Raw genomic sequence first — 20,192 nt, forward strand, 5'->3', positions numbered from 1 at the left:
ATCGTACAACGATTAAATGAAAACATGGAATGAAAGTCAGTCTTTCATTCCATGTTTTTTTATGTCTTGCTGATCGCGGCTCATACTGAGGGTTTATCCGGTTGTATCAGAAAGCGTGTTAGTTTTTGTAGTTCTCTTTATCCAGCTGATATTTCTGCATTTTATCGTAAAGTGTTTTACGCGGGAGGTTCAAACTTTCCATCGTGTCTTTGATACTGCCACCACATTCGTTCAATGCCTGTTCGATCACTGATTTTTCAAACTCTGCCACCTGATCCGCAAGACTAAGCATGGGCCCGCTCAACAGGTTTGTATCCTGACCGAGTTGAATCAGTTTACCGAGTAATACATACCGTTCTGCGGCATTTCTTAACTCGCGGACATTACCCGGCCAGCGATGACTCATTAACGCTTGTACGTCCTGCTTTGAGATCGAATTTGCTGCTTTCCCATAGCGGGCGGCAGCAACCAGTAAAAAGTGATGAAATAGCGCGGGAATATCTTCTTTACGTTCCCGCAGCGGGGGAATATCTAAAGTCACAATATTTAATCGGTAATAGAGATCTTCCCTGAACGTGCCTTGTTGAGCCGCTTGTTTCAGATCGACTTTAGTGGCGGCGATCACTCGAATGTCCAGCGGAATTAATTCATTCGAGCCGACGCGCTCAATCAACCGTTCTTGCAACACTCGCAGTAATCGAATTTGTGCTGACATAGGCATCGATTCAATTTCATCGAGAAACAGCGTACCACCCTGTGCATGTTCGAATTTACCGATGCGTTGTGCTTCTGCCCCTGTGAATGCACCTTTCTCATGGCCATATAATTCACTTTCAATCAAGTGTTCCGGCACCGCACCACAATTGACGGCAACGAAGTTTCGTTTTCTCCGGGAACTCAATTCATGCAAAGAGCGGGCAATCAACTCCTTGCCGGTGCCCGTTTCACCAAAGAGCAAAATATCTGCATTGGTATCAGCAATCTGACTAATGGTCTCTTTCAATGCTTGAATACTGGCGGTTTCACCAATAATCCGCGGCCCGAGTGTCTGGCTGGCCTTCAGACTCCGCTTCAGCTTTTGGTTTTCCAGTGTCAGCCGGCGTTTATCAATTGCGCGATGAACGGTCTCCATCAGGCGTTCGGGGGCGAATGGTTTTTCGATAAAGTCGTAGGCACCGTCATGCATCGCCTGAACCGCCATAGAGATATCACCGTGTCCGGTAATCAGGATGATCGGTAAATCCTGATCTTGATGGTGAACCGAATGCAGTAAATTTTGACCGCTGAGCCCGGGTAATTGAATGTCTGTCACAATCACCAGCGGTAGTCCGTCCTGTTTGATAGCCAGTAGCGCTTCTTCGGCACTGTCAAAAAATCTGGCTTGAATGTCAGCCAGTTCAAAGCTCTGTTCGATTGCAATCCGAATATCCGCTTCATCATCGATAAAAAATACATCGCACATAACATGTCCTTATGAGGCAGTTTCAGGTGAGGGAGGAAGTGTTGTCGGTAACTGGATACTGAACCGGGCGCCACCAAGCGGTGATGATGAGGCATTCAGTTGTCCGCCCATACTCTGCATAATTTGTTGAGAGATCGACAAGCCCAAGCCCAGCCCATTTTTCTTCGTGGTATAAAAGGGATCAAACAACTGAGATAGCGTTTTATTACCAAAACCTTCTCCGTTATCGTCAATATGAATGGTGAGCTGGTGGTTATCTTCAGTAAAGCTGAGAATGATCTGTTTATCAGGACGATCATCAAGCGCCTGAATGGCATTGGTCAAAAGATTAATCAGCACTTGTTCCAAATGAATCGGATTGATATTTAACCAGATGGGGTGTTCCGCAGACTGGATCTCGAAATGAATGAGGTTTGTTTTTAGTTGTGACTGAATTAATTCTTTGGTTGATAAGATGATTGGATAAAGCTGGACAACGGCACGTTCATCATAATCTGATTTACGGGCAAAAGAACGTAATTGAGTGCTGATCTTGGCCATCCTTTCAGTCAGTCCTGAGATGCGGTCCAAGTTGTCATCTGCCCGTTCAATTTTACCGCTGGCCAGAAAACGGCGGCCATTATCTGCGAAGCTGCGGATTGCTGCGAGCGGGTTATTCAGTTCATGGCTGATACTGGCAGACATCTGACCAAGCACAGCGAGTTTTGCGGCCTGAATCAACTCATCTTGTGTCTGTCGCAGTCGTTGTTCGGTTTTACTCCGTTCTTCGATCTCAAGGTGTAGCTTCGCAGTTCTTTCCATCACCAAAAACTCAAGCTTTTGCTTTGCTTCCGATTGAAGCTGCTCAATTTGGCGCAATTTATTTTTACGGTGGTGGATGAGCAACACAATGAGATAAATAATGGCAAATACCATGCATGAAATGACCACAAAAGCGAAGCTCGTCCAAAAGACCTGAATCTTCGGTGACAGTACGCGAATATTGAGCGGGATATTCTTCAAAGGACGGCTGCTGACAATGAAATCGCCTTTAATCCAGCCCTGCTTCGGGTCAATCCATTCGGTGGTCGCTTGATCCATTTTCCCGAGTAATCCCAGTGATTGTATCGTTTTATCGAGGTACTGACGGGAATGAAAGATTTCAGTACGGATCTCCGGGTCAATGAAGGTGACACTTTTGAACAGCCATTTTGGCTGGCTTGACATAAAAATAATGCTGTACGGATCGGTGGCAACAAAGTAACTGTTTGTGCTTTTCCAATTCTCTTCAATTGACGAGAGGTCCATTTTTACAACCACGACACCGAGAATCGTCGCGGCATAAGTCACCGGGTAGGCATAGTAGTATCCGCGTTCACCAGACGTTGAGCCCAGCGCGTAGTATTGGCTTTCTTTGCCTTGAACCGCCACCTGAAAGTACGGACGCCAATTGAAATTTCTGCCAATAAATGAACGTGCCAGATTCCAGTTACTTGCAGCAATCGTATTGCCATGAATATCGAGAAGGTAGGTATCAGAGGCTTTAATGGCATCGTTAACCTGTTCAAGATAGTGATTGGTGATATCGATTTGAGCGGAGTTGTCCACCATCGTTAATGCATCAACCAGTTTTTTATCTTTGGCGAGTAGCTGGGGGATATGGGCGAACTTATCCAGTTTGGTGACTACATGACTGGCAAAACGTTCTAACTGTGCCTGATGTTCACTGAGCAAGGTCTGATAGCTATACTGCCACACAAGATGCGCACCGTATGCTGTTGTGAGAATGAAGACAACAACAAAAATCACATTGAATCGAAACTTAGATAACATCGTTGCACTTGCTGTTGAGAAGAGGCTGTGCTTTATTTTACTGGGTTTGCCTGAAGAACGGGGATAAACGGTTTCGGGAAGAGCGAAAAAGTAAGATCAGGATCTCTTTTTCAATATTTCACTGAAAAAAAGCAGGTTTTCCCTTGAAAAGAGTAATTTTATCCCCAACCTGTCAATCTACGGAGCAATTCGGATAAGATTTTTGCTAGGCAGGAGAATAAATTCTGAGCGTCAGGTATTCGTCTGCTGAGATAGACTCGACAGCCGTAGCTCTGGTCGTTAGAATGTCGCGTCTAAAAAGTATGTCCTGAGTCAGATAGGAGCATATCTGGGAGTATTTCCTGATGGAGTGATGAATACGCCACTTCACTGCTCACTATTTTATTTCGTTATAGATGTACTCTGAAAGAGTACGGAACATGGATGCAGCCGAGATCAGTGCGATCTTGGCTCATGATGCTCAGAAGAACTGAGCCAGTTTTGAGGTTTATATAGAATGCAAGTTACTGTTGAAACGCTAGAAGGCCTACAACGCCGTCTGAATATTACTGTTCCTGCTGCTAACATCGAAGATGCTGTTACAGCAGAACTGCGCAACATCGCAAAAAACCGTCGTTTCGATGGCTTCCGTAAAGGCAAAGTGCCAATGAAAATGGTTGCTAAGATGTATGGCAAAGCAGTACGTCAGGATATCCTTGGTGAAGTGATGCAGCGTCACTTTATCGAAGCGATTATCCAAGAAAAAGTGAACCCTGCTGGCGCGCCGACATTTACTCCTGTTGAAAATGAAGAGAATAAAGACTTAGTTTTTAACGCGACGTTTGAAGTTTATCCTGAAGTTGAGTTGAAAGGCTTGGACAATATCGAAGTCGAGAAGCCAAACGTTGCGGTAAAAGATGAAGATGTGGCTGAGATGCTTGAAACACTGCGTAAGCAGCAAGCAACATGGACAGAAGTTGATGCCGCGGCTGAAGAAGGCAAGCGTGTAACACTTGATTTTGTCGGTACAATTGATGGTGAAGCTTTTGAAGGTGGCAAAGCTGAAGACTTCGCTCTGGAAATGGGCGCTGGCCGCATGATTCCTGGGTTTGAAGATGGCATCGTTGGTAAAACTGCGGGTATGGAGTTTGAAATCGACGTGACTTTCCCTGAAGACTACCACGCTGAAAACCTGAAAGGTAAAGCGGCAAAATTTGCAATTAAGATCAGCAAAGTTGAAGAGCGTGAATTACCAGAATTAAACGATGAATTCGTCGCGAAATTCGGTGTGAGCGAAGGCGGAGTTGAAGCACTTCAGGCTGAAGTTCGTAAGAATATGGAACGCGAACTCAAGCAAGCTGTGAAACAGCGTATCAAGCAACAAGCGATTGATGGTTTGGTCAAAGAAAATGACATCGACGTTCCGTCTGCCTTGATCGACCAAGAAATCGAAGTGCTTCGTCAGCAAGCTTCACAACGTTTCGGTGGCAACCCTGAAGCAGCTGCACAACTGCCTCGTGAACTGTTTGAAGAACAAGCAAAACGTCGCGTTGTCGTTGGTTTACTGCTGGGTGAAGTGATCAAAGCAGATGACCTGAAAGCAGATGATGAAAAAGTAAAAGCGCTGATCGAAGACATGGCGACTGCCTATGAAGATCCGCAAGAAGTTGTGACATATTATGAGCAAAACGAAGAGCTCATGAATAACATGCGTAACGTTGCACTTGAAGAGCAAGCTATTGATGCACTCCTTGCTAAAGCAAAAATTTCTGAGAAAGATGTAAGCTTCAACGAGCTAATGAATTCTCAGAACGCTGCTTAATTAGGCAAGATGTATCATAGAAGGTTGACTAAAGGTTAACTATTCTGATAACAATGGTCCGCATGATGTCCGTCATTCGGGCCATTTATTTTAGGGATATAAGAATATGAGCTACCAAGAAAAAAATGAAATGTCGTCAATCATGAACGCCTTAGTACCCATGGTGGTAGAGCAAACCTCCCGAGGAGAGCGCTCTTACGATATTTATTCCCGTCTGCTGAAAGAGCGTATTATCTTTTTGACCGGTCAGGTTGAAGATCAGATGGCAAATCTTATCGTGGCTCAGCTCCTGTTCCTGGAATCAGAAAATCCGGATAAAGATATCTTTTTGTATATCAATTCCCCGGGGGGAAGCGTTGATGCCGGATTGTCGATTTATGATACCATGGAGTTCATCAAACCGGATGTGAGTACAGTCTGTATGGGTCAGGCATGTTCTATGGGGTCGTTTTTATTAGCAGGCGGAACCGCTGGAAAACGCTTCATGTTGCCGAATGCGCGTGCGATGATGCATCAACCATCGGGTGGTTTTGGCGGTCAGGCATCTGATATCCATATTCATACGCAGGAAATTTTGAAGATTAAACAAAAATTGAATGAGCTTCTTGCCAAACATACCGGACAACCACTAGATGTGATTGAACGTGATACCGATCGGGATAACTTTATGTCTGCACAGCAAGCTGTCGATTATGGTCTGGTTGATGCAGTATTGACACATCGAGGCGAATAGGCTGATAGTGCGCTTCATTTGAATAGCGCAATTTGATACAAATTGATATAAACTCAGCATATGGATAAAGGCTAAGAGGTTAGCGAATGACAGATAAAAGCAAAGAGAGTGGTAAACTGTTGTACTGCTCTTTCTGTGGCAAAAGCCAACACGAAGTTCGCAAACTGATCGCAGGTCCTTCTGTTTACATTTGTGATGAATGTGTCGATCTATGTAACGACATTATACGAGAAGAAATTAAGGATGCGCTTCCGAAGAAAGAGTCAACGGCATTGCCAACGCCGCATGAGATTCGGGATCATCTTAATGACTATGTGATTGGTCAAGAGCACGCGAAAAAGGTGCTTGCGGTCGCTGTCTATAATCACTACAAGCGTCTACGTAATGGTGATAAGACAAGTGAAGGTGTTGAATTAGGTAAGAGTAATATCCTGCTGATCGGGCCGACAGGTAGCGGTAAAACTTTGTTGGCTGAAACATTAGCTCGCTTTTTGGATGTGCCATTTACGATGGCGGATGCGACAACACTGACCGAAGCAGGTTACGTCGGGGAAGACGTTGAAAACATTATCCAAAAGCTACTGCAAAAATGTGATTACGATGTTGCCAAGGCAGAGCGGGGGATTGTTTACATCGATGAAATCGATAAGATCTCGCGTAAGTCCGAAAACCCATCGATCACTCGGGATGTGTCCGGTGAAGGTGTGCAGCAAGCCTTGTTGAAACTCATCGAAGGGACGGTTGCATCTGTTCCGCCTCAAGGTGGCAGAAAACACCCACAACAAGAATTTTTGCAAGTGGATACATCAAAAATCTTGTTCATCTGTGGTGGTGCGTTTGCCGGTCTAGATAAAGTCATCGAACAGCGAGTCGCGACAGGAACCGGCATCGGCTTTGGTGCGGAAGTTCGTTCCAAAGATGAAATCAAGACAGTCGGTGAGCTGTTTACTCAGGTCGAACCGGAAGACTTAGTGAAATATGGGTTAATTCCTGAATTCATTGGTCGTCTCCCCGTGACTGCAACACTGACGGAACTGGATGAAGCTGCATTGATTCAGATCCTTTGTGAACCGAAGAATGCGCTGACTAAACAGTATGGTGCGCTTTTCGAACTTGAAGATGTTGATCTAGAGTTCAGAGAAGATGCATTACGTGCTATTGCTAAAAAAGCAATGACGCGTAAAACGGGTGCTCGCGGATTGCGTTCAATTCTTGAGGGTGTGTTGTTAGAAACGATGTATGAGTTACCATCGGTTAATGATGTGAGTAAGGTTGTCATTGACGAGTCGGTAATTAATGGTGAATCAGCACCGTTACTCATCTATTCTAACAATGAAAATCAGGCCGCCGGTGCCGAATAATTCAGCAAAGTCTCACGAAGGAGGTATGATTACCTCCTTTTTTTTATTCTACGATTGAATCCCATTGTTTAGACCCCATATACTGCCATATAGACAGAAGCGGAAGAGAGAAGAATATGAACTTGGAACGTTCCGAGCGTATAGAGATCCCCGTATTGCCACTGCGAGACGTTGTGGTCTACCCACATATGGTTATTCCTTTATTTGTTGGCCGTGAAAAATCAATCCAATGTCTTGAAGCTGCAATGGACAATGATAAGCAGGTTCTTTTAGTCGCTCAAAAGAAAGCTGAAACGGATGAACCAGCCATTGATGACTTGTTTGATGTCGGCACGGTCGCGACGATTTTACAACTCCTGAAGTTACCTGATGGTACGGTTAAAGTGCTTGTTGAAGGCCAACAACGTGCACAGGTTGAATCTTTTGTTGAAGGTGATTTTTTCTCTGCGCAGGCTCGCTACTTAATCACACCTGAATTAGATGAAAAAGAGCAAGAAGTGATTGTTCGCAGCGCGATTAATCAGTTTGAAGGGTTTATTAAGCTCAATAAGAAAATCCCACCAGAAGTTTTAACCGCTCTAAATGGTATTGATGAAGCAGCCCGTCTGGCTGACACGATTGCAGCCCATATGCCTTTGAAGCTTGTAGATAAACAACAAGTTCTTGAAATTCTTGATGTGGTTGAACGTCTGGAATTTTTGATGGGCCAGATGGAATCTGAAATTGATTTGCTACAGGTTGAGAAGCGTATTCGCAACCGAGTGAAGAAACAGATGGAGAAATCCCAGCGTGAGTATTATCTGAATGAGCAGATGAAAGCGATTCAGAAAGAGCTGGGTGAAATGGATGATGCGCCTGATGAATTTGAGACATTGAAGAAGAAAATTGAAGATTCGAAGATGCCTCAAGAAGCGCGAGAAAAGACCGAGCAGGAACTCCAGAAACTGAAGATGATGTCTCCGATGTCTGCTGAAGCAACAGTAGTCCGGAGCTATATCGATTGGATGGTGAATGTTCCTTGGTCGAAGCGTTCGAAAGTGAAAAAAGATCTGGCGAAAGCTGAAGTGATTTTAAATGAAGATCACTATGGGTTGGAGCGGGTTAAAGAACGTATTTTAGAGTACCTTGCAGTTCAAAATCGTATTCAGAAATTAAAAGGCCCGATTCTTTGTTTGGTCGGTCCTCCGGGGGTTGGTAAAACATCTCTGGGGCGCTCTATTGCCGCCGCGACAGGACGGAAATATACCCGTATGGCATTAGGTGGTGTTCGCGATGAAGCTGAAATTCGCGGCCACCGGCGCACCTATATTGGTTCACTGCCCGGTAAGCTGATACAGAAAATGTCCAAAGTCGGTGTAAAAAACCCACTGTTCCTCTTAGATGAGATTGATAAAATGTCATCGGATATGAGAGGTGACCCTTCATCAGCATTGCTTGAGGTACTTGATCCTGAGCAAAACAATGCATTTAACGATCACTATCTGGAAGTTGATTATGATCTGTCTGATGTAATGTTCGTGGCAACCTCAAATTCAATGAATATCCCCGGTCCTCTTCTTGACCGAATGGAAGTCATTCGTCTCTCGGGATATACCGAAGATGAAAAATTGAATATTGCCAAACGTCATCTGGTTTCTAAACAGGTTGAACGAAATGGTCTGAAACAGTCAGAAATTGAGATTGATGACTCCGCGATTATCGGCATTATTCGCTACTACACCAGAGAAGCTGGTGTGCGGAATTTAGAACGGGAAATTTCAAAAATTTGCCGTAAAGCCGTGAAGAAAATTTTGTTGGATAAAGATATCAAGCTTGTGACCGTTACGCAGGACAACTTAAAAGAATTCTTAGGCGTACAGCGTTTTGACTATGGTAAAGCGGAAGAAAGTAACCGTATTGGTCAGGTGACAGGTCTTGCTTGGACGGAAGTCGGTGGCGATCTGTTAACCATTGAAGCACAGTCTATGGTTGGTAAAGGAAAACTGACGCAGACCGGTTCGTTGGGCGATGTCATGCAAGAGTCGATTCAAGCGGCAATGACCGTGGTTCGATCGCGTGCTGAAAAATTAGGAATCAATAGTGATTTCCATGAGAAACGCGATATCCATGTACACGTCCCTGAAGGCGCAACACCGAAAGATGGTCCAAGTGCTGGTACCGCAATGTGTACGGCTCTCGTGTCCTGTCTGACTGGGAATCCAGTCAAAGCTGAAGTTGCAATGACGGGTGAAATTACATTACGGGGTGAAGTCTTACCGATTGGCGGCCTGAAAGAAAAATTGCTTGCTGCTCATCGGGGTGGGATAAAAACCGTGTTGATCCCGAAAGATAATGAACGGGATTTGGAAGAAATTCCTGAAAATGTTATCGCTGATCTGAAAGTCATTCCTGTGCAATGGATTGATGAGGTTCTGACCGTGGCTCTGGAACGCGCTCCGTTAGGGGTTGAGTTTGAGTCTCAAAAATAGTGATGCATAGCAAAAATAACTAAAAGTTTACGCTGATTAGCATAAAAAGGCTTGTCAGCGTTTTTTTTGGAGGCCATAGTTACTGACTATGGCTTAAGCCCTGATACAACAAGGCTTCAAGCCATTTTTCAGACTTAATGGAACAAAAATCACCTTTAAATATAACGATAGGTGAAGAAAGGGGAATCACAGTGAATAAAACACAATTAATCGATAAAATTGCGTCAGATGCTGAAATCTCTAAAGCATCTGCGGGCCGTGCTCTTGATGCATTCATTGATGCAGTGGGTGGTACACTCGAGTCTGGTGAGCAAGTTGCTCTGGTTGGGTTTGGAACATTCAGTGTCCGTACTCGCGCAGCCCGTACTGGCCGTAATCCGAAAACAGGGGATGAGATCCAAATCCCTGAAGCTAAAGTACCTGCTTTCAAAGCTGGTAAAGCACTGAAAGACGCGTGTAACTAATTTGGTCGCACAGAATTTTGCTAATTGAGGCAAAATTAAGTCAAACGTTTTGAAAATATGCGCATCATAGTGATGCGCATTTCTTTTTTCTGATATTATCGCGTCATTCGCTTTGAATTTAGTTGGTTCTGAAAACTATCAGTTGTGAAAGTCTTTTGATGATGAAAATCATTGATTTCTGAAAGGTTGTTTTGAGAAACAGAGTATTTTACTGAGTAAGTGGCCATTAAGCCGGAGAATGATTAAATTATGATGGATCGGTTGCGCGAGGGTGTGAATAGCATCGCGATTAAGATTATCCTTGGGTTGATAATCTTATCATTTGTATTTGCGGGAGTCAGTAGCTACCTTGTCGGTGGTGGTAATGATGCAGCAGCAAAGGTTGGAGGCACGAAAATAAGCCGGGCGGAATTCGAGCAAGCTTATCAAAATGAGCGGAACCGAATGCAATCACAATTAGGTGATTACTTCTCGAACCTGCTTGCTGATCCGAGTTATGTGGCATCTTTCCGCCGTTCTGTATTAGATAAAATGGTGAATGATGTTCTACTTGAACAACATGCTGAAGCATTAGGCTTAAGAATTAGTGATGAACAAGTTCGTCAGGCTATAGTAGACATGCCGCAATTCCAGTCAGATGGTAAATTTGATCAAGATATTTATCAGACTGCATTGCGCAGGGCTGGTTTTTCTCCTGATTCTTTTGCAACATTCTTAAGAAGTGATTTATTACGTAATCAACTTCTGACAGCAGTTCAATCGAGTGACTTTACTTTGAACGGTGAAGTGGATGCTCAGGCCGCATTATTTGCGCAGAAACGAGAAATCAGAACGATTAAACTTGCCACGGATGACTATGCGAAGAAGATTCAGCTTAGTGACGAAGATTTGAATGCATATTACAAATCTCATGAAGACAATTTCATGCGTCCGGAGCAATTTAAAATCTCCTACCTTGAACTTTCAGCAGACAAACTGAAGTCATCAATCAAAGTGACTGATGATGAAGCTGAAAAATATTATCAGGATCACGCAGATCAATATTCAACCAAAGCACAGCGTAAAGTCAGTCATATCCTGGTGAAAGATGAGAAGCAGGCCGATGCTTTACTAAAACAGCTGCAAGATGGTGCTGATTTCTCAAAACTGGCAAAAGAGGATTCTCAGGATCCGGGAAGTGCTAGTAAGGGAGGTGAACTGGATTGGTTTGAAAAAGGTGTCATGGATCCTGCGTTTGAAAAGGCGGCATTTGCGCTGAAAAAAGTAGGTGATCTCTCTGGTGTTGTGAAATCGAATTTTGGTTATCACATTATTAAGTTAGATGCAATGAAACCTGCTCAAGTGAAACCTTTCACAGCCATTAAAGATGATGTGATTGCATCTATTCGCGATGAACGGGCTCTTGATCGCTTTTATCAATTACAGAATGACCTTGAGAAAGTCGCTTTTGAAAGCCCTGATTCTCTGGATGAAGCCGCCAAAGCTATTCAAGAGAAAGTGCATACCACTGATTTTGTGTCATTGACGGATTTACCAGAGATTCTGCGTGCAGCACCTGTTCAGAAAGCACTGAATAATCCAGAAGTCAAAAATGAAGGGTTGAATTCTTCTGTGGTTGAAGTCGCGCCTGAAGATGTTGTGGTTGTTCGTATTGAAGATAGCCGCCCAGAAACACTGTTGCCTTTCGATACCGTGAAAGCACAGGTTGTTGAGGCTCTGTCTCAAGTTAAGGCTGAGCAGCAAACAGAAGCGATTGCTGAGAAAGTGCTGGCTGGTTTAAAACAGGGGGATATGACAGCGCTTAAGAAAAATCAGCTCAAGTTTGGTGAATTAACCATGATTGATCGAAGTTCACCGCTGGCACGGTCAGTCTTTGCTATGCAAAAACCACAAGATGGTCAGGCTGTTTATGGACAGACAAAAGATCGTCAAGGCAACATTGTGTTAGTTGAGTTAACGAAGGTTGAATCGACAACGGATAAGCAATTAACGCAACAATTGGCTGTCCAAATGCAACGTTTGAATCGTCAACAGGATCTCACCGGCCTCTTAAATATCTTAAGAGAGCAAGCCGACATCAAGTATTACATTGCGACGCAGTGATAAGCTGGATGTAATTGATATGTTTGTTGAGGCGGGCTACTTTTGTAGCCCGTTTTAATTTATATCAGTCGGTCTCGTATTTTTAATAAGCTTCATTAGGATGAATCCGAACTTTTGATTTGGAGATAAATCTTATGCTTAAATTATTACTTCTTTCTGTACTTTCAGTTGTGTGTCTGCCACTACAAACGGTTTATGCTGCGACTGGTGAGCCAGCTTCTGTTACACCTTTGGAAAGTCAGGCCAATATTGTCAATATCAACAGTGCAACAGCGGAAGAACTTGCCACAGTGCTCAGCGGTATTGGTTTGAAAAAAGCACAGGCTCTCGTTAACTATCGAGAAGAACATGGGCCATTTGCTCAAGTAGAGGATGTGACAGCAGTCAAAGGGATCGGTATGTCGCTTGTTGAGAGGAACCGTAGTCGAATCAGCTTATAGTGGTGAGCATTGTTTAGAACGTACAATTCGGATAGAAAAACAATGCTGTTATTGATGGTAAACTTATATTGAATGTGAGTAGATCATAAAGTATCTATCGTATTGATTTGGGGCTTTGGCGTATTGATATGATTTATCGCCTGAAGACTATCCACATCTAACCATTTGAGTACGGTTTGTTGTAATAACTGTTTAGTCGTGGGTTTAATCAACCATCCATCCATTGTACTTTTTATCTGAGCAATTTCATCTTCACCCGATTCTCCAGACAGGGCAATAATTGGGAGTGTCGGGTGAGTTTCCTTAATGATTGTACATGCCTTTAAACCATCCATGACCGGCATTTGAACGTCCATAAAAATAATATCAATGGTATGATGGCGAACTATTTCAACCGCTTCCTTTCCATTTTGAGCTTCATAGACAGTAAACTGAAGAGATTCCAAATAGAGTTTTGCTAGTGCTCGCTGTGTTGCGTTATCATCAGTAACCAACGCGATTCTCTGTTTCTGATTTGCCGATATGGTATGGGTTGATTTCAATCGTTCAGGAGATGGCGTTTTTACCACATCAATTTTGGGTGGTGCAAGTTGCTCTTCTTGTTTGACATGAGGAAAGGTGAGGGTAAATTTTGTATATTCACCGTAAACAGATTGGCACTGAATGTCACCACCAAAGAGCTTCATTGCTCTTTTGCAGTAGCTTAAGCCTAAGCCGCTCCCCCCTTTTTTCTGGTAGGTGAAGAATTCATCAAAGATTCTGTGTACAATTTGTGGTTCAATGCCCGGGCCGTAGTCAGTAAAAGTAAGTTCATTATATTCATCGCCAGCATCAAGAGATAGTTCAATCTTACTATCAGAATAATCATCGAAATAATAAATTGCATTCCTTAATAGATTAAAAATAATAAAGTCAAATAAAGTATCATTTACACGTATGTTAAAATCACAGGATACTTTCATAACTATACGATTTTTAAATAAACTAGAGCGATAAGCAAATCTATTAATAATCTGTGTCATTTGCTCTTTTATAGAAAAGATAGCCATTTTATCTTGGCTTATTATCGATTGGTTAACTTCATGTAAAATGATATCAATCAGCTGACTTCCGTGCTGGACGGCATTTTTACCTTTTTGAATCTCATCTCTTAGATTTTGAGGTAATTGGCTATTAAGTATAATATCATCTAATTTTTCTAGATGAAATTGAATTTGAGATAGGGGGTTTCGCATCTCATGAGCGATAGACTTCGCCATTGCCTGAGACTGGTGTATCTTGGTTTCATAATGGATATATACTTGTGCTTTTTTTAAAAGTAATTGAATTGCATTTATTTCTTCATTTGAATATAGGGAACCATCATTTTTTTTAGGATAAATAAGTAACTGTGATAAAGTGTTATGATGATCATATATAGGAAGAATCATAGCACTTTCATTTTTTGACATTAGATCTCGAATCTGACGGAATTTTTTATTATGATTGTTATTAATGTATTGTTCAATTTCTTCAAGAAGTAGAACAGAATAGTTATTTTTAAAGTAACTAAAATAAATACTATTTGAATTAATATCAGAAACTAAAATTGACTGTTCTAAATTAAGTAAACGTTCAAGTTTTGTTATGGCTTGCTGTGTCGATATTTGAAAGTCATCTACTAAAGACAAAATTCGTTCAACAGGTGGTTTCTTATCCCCATAGACCCATAGTCCTATATATTGAGAAAAAAATTGCCAAACATTTCTCCAAGTTAAACCACATAATAAACACCAGAATGAGATGATAAGAATGTGATTTTTACTTGCTACTAACCATGATTGAAGAGCAAATATAGGAGTTATATAGATAATTGCCGTCAGAACCATGCAAAGAGTAGTGTATACAAGGTAGTGCCAGCTATAGAATCGATGATATAGTGCAGCGTAACCCATAAATAACAGTTCAGTTACGGATAATGCAGGTGGAAGCCAAGTTAATGAAAAGTCATGAAAGATATATGTTACAAATGTATGTATAATAGCAGTCGATAGCATAAATGTAATAATGCCGATTATCATATAAATGGATTTTAACTTCTTCAACTTATCATTTCCTCTAATTAACTGGGTGAGGTTGAGAAGAGTTATACACGTTAATATGATGACTGAAATAAAGAACAGTGATGTTAAGCTACCAAAATGAATAGTGAATTTACTAGGAGCATATATATCTATGCTTACAATAGTATAATTGGACGATAAATTTGTATATAGAGCGAATGTTGTGAATATAATGAGAATTATTCTTTGCCAATGGTTTAGACCATTATTTAATTTTTTAGATGTAATTCTACAAGAGAAGTGGAATGCAGAGGCAAATGCCATATATGAGAAAATATTTGCAGCTTTTGCTACTGCAACAGCGTATTGAGAGCTATATGTTGTTAATAATCCAGAGTGAAAGTATGAATTCGATATGATCCATAGCATAATGAATATAGAATAATAAATATATGAAGAATATATGGTCTTTAGTGGAGATGCGCCTTGTTTCTTCAATGTCGTAATAAAATAAATCAGCCAAACTAGCACAAGGAGTGCAGTAAATAGTAGTAAAAGAGACTTAGCATAGAAGAATTTATCTATTGTTAGAATAATTTTATTCAAAAGAATCTCTCCTAGCCTTGTAATATTTTATTATTAATTTATATTCTTCATAGTTGAGATTCTTAAACTTATCATTTATTCCCTGATTATTCCAGAACCCTTTATAAGTTTTTATATTGTTATTGTTAATATCGCAGCAAGAACTATTTAAATAAGATTCTTTGCCAAAAAAATCATATAAATCAAGCATTATGGACAATTCTACAATAGTATATGAGAGTTTTTTGCCTATTGCAATCAGTTGCTTTGCTAGATGTTTTTGGCATAAGAAGATCAAGAAAATACGAAGCCTATGGGGGCCGCTAACGGTTAGCCTTAAAATTTCACAAACAGCGTTTGTATCTAATAAATTATCTTCAATGATAGAATCATTGTATGGTATTGTACTTAAAATATTTTTACTGAAAACACCTGTTTGATGAAGATACTCAACTGAGCTCTCCGTCAGACAACTTTGCCACTTAGGGTTTTTAAAAAAGGGATCAAAACTGAGCCAGTTCTCACGCTTATCCCAATGTTGAATCAATGCGGTTGATACTAATATTGGGAAACTGTTTTTATCGTAATAAAACACCAAAACATGACTTCCTTGTTGCGATAAATGAAGTGTAAAAAGTATTTCATACCATCTCTGCTCTATGACAAAGATATCAAGATTTATTAAAGAAATCGCATCTGCAAGGGAAAGAGGAGTGTTACAATGTAGTGTAATAAACTTTCTTGTATCTTTCTCTATATTTTTAACGTACTCTGAATAATAATTTTTCTCATCTAATGGTGGGGAAGTAACACTGAACTCCACTGAATACAAGGCTTGATTTCGCTGTAAAATCAAGTATTTCTCATATTCAGCCCATCCAGCTAGAATACTTCCGAATAGTTCAATTGCAAAAATTTCGATAGAGTGCCAGTTAGTTGGGGAATCTATCATTGGATTGGAGATAATATGTTGAATCGCTTGAGATGATTCAAATATTGAAGCAAGATCACCGCTATCAGGGCAAGCGTTATAATAGAGAATATTTTTGCGTCGTAGAGTAACTAAGTCAGCAAAATTTAAGGCGGGGAACTCTTGGAATAGTACACGCTGTACTGTCTGGAAAAAAAATATTTTTTTTTGAGAGTTCGACTGATTTGTCTGCTGATTATGCGTTGATAATATCACATCCAAAATGATCTATCCTAGTATTCACATTAATAGTTGACATTTATATCACCATAGTGTCAATTATTCAACACATTGACATTTGAAGAGCCTACTCTCTTATTGTGAATTTTAAATGATAGTGTGCTAAAGGATTAGATATATTGATCTATTTCAATATATCTAATCTAGATAGAGACATGATGGTTACAACTTACCTTATGAAGTTGACTGACTAGGTGTGACCTTATCATCATATATGTAATAACCCATTTTTGAAGTACTTCTTTGAACTAATAAAGCGTAGCTGGCTTGACAATTCTATCGTCCATAAGTTGATGAATTCTTGCTACTTCTTTAGCTCTAGACTCTCCGGATTGTGCGATGATGGACGCTTCCGGAGATATATTTCTAATCTGAATGGTAGCTTCAAAGCCACCAATATATAACATTTGAATATCCATAAATACTATATCAAAAGTGTAATGTGATACCATATCAATAGATTTTTGATCGTTTTGAGCTTCATGAACGCTTACTCCAAGATTTATCAAGAAGTATTTTTCTAAAGCACGATGGGTATGATTGCCATCAATAACTAATGCACTAATTTTATATATTGATTTTAACTTGTTATCGACTATGTATTCATTATATGTATTTTGGTTGATTCTTTAATATTATTTGAATGATTTATATTTGGGAAAATAAGCACAAATTCAGTATGTTCACCAAATACAGAATTACAATAAATATCTCCATCTATTGCTTTCATCACTCGTTTACAATAGCTCAAGCCGAGTCCTGTCCCATTATGTTTTTTGTAAGTGAAGAAATTATTGAATATATTATCTATTATATCCTTTTCTATACCAGGGCCATAGTCTTTAAAAATTAACTTATTAAATGATAAACCAGATATTATTTTAATCTCTACCGTGCTTTCTGGGTGTGAATTAAAATAATAAGTGGCATTTTTCAATAAATTAAAAATAATGAATACTATCTTTGTTTTATTTGCATGAACTATAAAATCATCTTTAACATCTAGAAAGATTCTATCGGTGTACTTTTCATTGTCATAAGTATAGTCGTTAATAGATTCTCGAAGTATATCTCCCATGCATACATACTCTTTATCATGATCTGTGAGTGGTATGCGCTCAATATCATTCAGTGAAGTGTTAATTATTTGATTTCCATAATTTATAGCTTTATATATATCTATTATATTATGCAGTAATAATGTACTTTTTTCTGTACTTTTTATTCTTTTCTCAATTTTTGAAATATATGACTTAACCTCTTTTAAAGGAGTCTTCATTTCATAAGAAATGGATATAGCTGCTTTTTGAGATTGCTTTATTTTATGTTCACAATAGAGATAAAAACTAGCTTCTTTCAATAGATATTGTATTGCATGTACTTCCTCATTTGCATATAAAAAACCATTTGATTTTCGAGGTAATAATAATAACTGAAATATAGAGTCATTATTATCAAAGATAGGAAGTATTACCGCTGAATTATTTTCAAGCATATTATAATATATCTTGTTCAAATCATTATGTTTTCTATCATATAATTGATACTCTATTTCATCTATGATTAAAGCTGACTTGTGTTCATATAGGTATTTTCTATAAATGGAGTTTAAATTGTCATCTAATGATATAATTGATAACTCACCGTCGAGTTTCAATATTTGAGAAATTGTTGCTATCAAATCTTGCGATGAGTTATGAATTTCTTTGGATGTGGTATAAATCTTATCAATAGGAGTGTATAGTTCTTTATATACTAGTAGACTAGATATTTTAGCAGATAATCTTGTTATTTTTTTCCAATGTAATATATAAGTAAAACACCATAATACACTGAATGTAATATAAACATTTTTGTCATTATTTGCAGATATAAATATAATGGGAATGATATAAATTGATAAAGTTAAAACTATTCTAATAGTTGAATGTATTAAATGTCGCCAGCTATAAAATCTATAATTTACAGATGTGTATCCAACAATAATTAAACAAATTATCGCTAAGAAAGGAGGAAGCCAAGTTAATGAAAAATCGTCATATATAAATGTTGTAATTAAATGAAATGTTGCTGTTGTGATCAGATATATAATCATACCTAATGCTGTATATATTGATTTTAATTGTTTTATTTTAATATGATTTGATTTTATGGATCTTATTAATTTTAATAAAGTTAAAAATGTATATATGAATAGAGATAGGAAGAAAATAGGAGTAGCCTGACCGAAATGAATAGTAAAATGACTGGGACTTTCTATTGTAACTCCTATTATGGTTTTTCCTGATATAAAATTCACATAGAATGCATAAATAGTCATTATAACTATTGTCATGATTTCCCAAAGTTTAAATTTATTTTCGTGTATAGCTGAGGTTAGATGACATGAATAGATAAATGCAAATGTTAATGACATATATGAAAATATATTTGCTATTTTTGCCATATAAATGGCACCACTCTCACCGAATATAGTAAGTAGTTCTGTATGAAAGTATGCGTTGCTTATAACCCATAAAATAATAAAGAAAATACATGCAGCATATGAATAGTAAAGACTTCTTATATAGCCTGATATCTTAGTTGATAAAAACATGATAAAGTATAATAACCAGCAGACTCCACCTATCGATGCAAAGAGAAGTAACAAAGCTTTAGGATAAGCGATATAGTTCAATAATTGAGTGATCAAGTTAAATTATACCTCGTACATTAGTCGAAATAAGTATCCTAAATTTTTAGTTAAGATAGTAAGGTAAATTTAGACATATGAATACACATAAAAATCAACCTTATCAAGTTTTATCATAATGATGGTGGGAAATTGAATTGATAGATCGGTTGTTTGTGATTTATCTCAGTTTAAATAAAAAAGTTACTATATTTATAACTTCCTATAATCTCCTATGGCTCCTGAGCCGTTGAGTCTTTATAATGCGTCACCGGCAAGGTGCGGATTTGAGCCGCAATCATTTGAATAGTGGAGTAAGACATGTCTTCTTATACACCGGTGATTACCGTTGATGGACCGAGTGGCGCCGGGAAAGGTACGCTTTGTATGTGTATCGCTAAAGCATTGGGATTTGATTTGCTTGATTCTGGTGCATTGTATCGTGTATTAGCTCTGGCTGCGATTCATCATGGTGTTGATACCGAATCAGAAGATGCTTTGGTGCCTTTGGCAACGCATTTGGATGTTGAATTTATTACTGAAGGGGATTTAGTCAAAGTTGTTCTGGAAGGTGAAGATGTTTCCAGAGAACTCCGTAAGGAAGAAACGGGTATGGCTGCCTCTAAAGTTGCTGCTTTTCCCAGAGTGCGAGAAGCCCTTCTTCGACGTCAGCGTGCATTTATCAAAGAGACCGGACTTGTTGCCGATGGCCGGGATATGGGGACGATTGTTTTCCCTGATGCGGAAGTCAAAATATTCTTGGATGCCAGCTCTGAGGAGCGGGCAAAAAGACGTTATAACCAGTTGCAACTTAAAGGGCTTGATGTTAAATTTGATGACCTTTTAAGCGAAATTCGTGAACGTGACGAAAGAGACCGAAATCGTCCCGTTGCGCCGTTGCGTCCCGCTGATGATGCATTGGTCCTTGACTCAACGTCCATGTCTATCGAGCAGGTTCTCGAAACATCGCTACAATATATAGAATCTAAACTGGCGGTTCGCTAGCAGTCTGCTAAGTAACGGTCAGTTCAGAACGTCGG

Annotated in this window: 14 protein-coding genes; 8 read left to right on the forward strand and 6 right to left on the reverse strand. The window is 39.6% G+C overall.

Annotated elements, in window-relative coordinates:
- Positions 1-118 precede the first annotated feature (118 nt).
- A complete protein-coding gene (locus BSQ33_RS14725; RefSeq protein ID WP_088134412.1) occupies positions 119-1,462 on the reverse strand; it encodes a sigma-54-dependent transcriptional regulator in 1,344 nt (447 codons plus the stop codon).
- 9 nt (positions 1,463-1,471) lie between these two features.
- Positions 1,472-3,274, reverse strand: coding sequence for a sensor histidine kinase (locus BSQ33_RS14730; protein ID WP_088134413.1), 1,803 nt, complete (start codon positions 3,272-3,274; stop codon positions 1,472-1,474).
- Between the two features lie 496 nt (positions 3,275-3,770).
- Between BSQ33_RS14730 and tig the strand changes: the two genes are divergently transcribed.
- From tig to BSQ33_RS14765, 7 genes are all read left to right on the forward strand, one after another.
- Positions 3,771-5,075, forward strand: coding sequence for a trigger factor (gene tig, locus BSQ33_RS14735; RefSeq protein WP_021020071.1), 1,305 nt, complete (start codon positions 3,771-3,773; stop codon positions 5,073-5,075).
- Between the two features lie 106 nt (positions 5,076-5,181).
- Positions 5,182-5,808: an ATP-dependent Clp endopeptidase proteolytic subunit ClpP gene (gene clpP / locus BSQ33_RS14740; RefSeq protein ID WP_021020072.1), complete on the forward strand. Its 627-nt coding sequence runs from the start codon at positions 5,182-5,184 to the stop codon at positions 5,806-5,808.
- Between the two features lie 86 nt (positions 5,809-5,894).
- Positions 5,895-7,169, forward strand: a complete 1,275-nt coding sequence (clpX, locus tag BSQ33_RS14745; protein WP_021020073.1) for an ATP-dependent protease ATP-binding subunit ClpX — start codon at positions 5,895-5,897, stop codon at positions 7,167-7,169.
- Positions 7,170-7,285: 116 nt separating this feature from the next.
- Positions 7,286-9,637, forward strand: a complete 2,352-nt coding sequence (lon, locus tag BSQ33_RS14750; RefSeq protein ID WP_088134414.1) for an endopeptidase La — start codon at positions 7,286-7,288, stop codon at positions 9,635-9,637.
- A 191-nt stretch (positions 9,638-9,828) separates the two neighbouring features.
- Positions 9,829-10,101, forward strand: a complete 273-nt coding sequence (locus BSQ33_RS14755) for an HU family DNA-binding protein (protein ID WP_021020075.1) — start codon at positions 9,829-9,831, stop codon at positions 10,099-10,101.
- A gap of 249 nt (positions 10,102-10,350) precedes the next feature.
- Positions 10,351-12,204, forward strand: a complete 1,854-nt coding sequence (gene ppiD, locus BSQ33_RS14760) for a peptidylprolyl isomerase (RefSeq protein WP_088134415.1) — start codon at positions 10,351-10,353, stop codon at positions 12,202-12,204.
- A gap of 134 nt (positions 12,205-12,338) precedes the next feature.
- Positions 12,339-12,644 (forward strand): ComEA family DNA-binding protein, encoded by a 306-nt coding sequence (locus tag BSQ33_RS14765; protein ID WP_021020077.1) that lies wholly within the window; start codon positions 12,339-12,341, stop codon positions 12,642-12,644.
- Positions 12,645-12,727: 83 nt separating this feature from the next.
- On the opposite strand, the gene BSQ33_RS14770 is transcribed toward BSQ33_RS14765, so the two are convergent.
- The 4 genes from BSQ33_RS14770 to BSQ33_RS14785 all read right to left on the reverse strand — a co-directional run bounded on the left by BSQ33_RS14770 (position 12,728) and on the right by BSQ33_RS14785 (position 18,927).
- Positions 12,728-14,728, reverse strand: coding sequence for a hybrid sensor histidine kinase/response regulator (locus BSQ33_RS14770; protein WP_198298115.1), 2,001 nt, complete (start codon positions 14,726-14,728; stop codon positions 12,728-12,730).
- 556 nt (positions 14,729-15,284) lie between these two features.
- On the reverse strand, positions 15,285-16,457 hold the full coding sequence (locus BSQ33_RS14775; protein ID WP_232471984.1) for an acyl-homoserine-lactone synthase: 1,173 nt from the start codon (positions 16,455-16,457) through the stop codon (positions 15,285-15,287).
- A 272-nt stretch (positions 16,458-16,729) separates the two neighbouring features.
- Positions 16,730-16,990: a response regulator gene (locus BSQ33_RS14780; protein ID WP_232471933.1), complete on the reverse strand. Its 261-nt coding sequence runs from the start codon at positions 16,988-16,990 to the stop codon at positions 16,730-16,732.
- A gap of 86 nt (positions 16,991-17,076) precedes the next feature.
- Positions 17,077-18,927 (reverse strand): sensor histidine kinase, encoded by a 1,851-nt coding sequence (locus BSQ33_RS14785; protein WP_157721407.1) that lies wholly within the window; start codon positions 18,925-18,927, stop codon positions 17,077-17,079.
- A gap of 546 nt (positions 18,928-19,473) precedes the next feature.
- Between BSQ33_RS14785 and cmk the strand changes: the two genes are divergently transcribed.
- The gene (gene cmk, locus BSQ33_RS14790) at positions 19,474-20,157 is read left to right on the forward strand and encodes a (d)CMP kinase (protein WP_088134420.1); all 684 of its coding nucleotides are present in this window, start codon (positions 19,474-19,476) and stop codon (positions 20,155-20,157) included.
- The last annotated feature ends 35 nt before the right edge of the window (positions 20,158-20,192 follow it).

The sequence above is a fragment of the Vibrio gazogenes genome (assembly GCF_002196515.1).
GTDB lineage: Bacteria > Pseudomonadota > Gammaproteobacteria > Enterobacterales > Vibrionaceae > Vibrio > Vibrio gazogenes_A.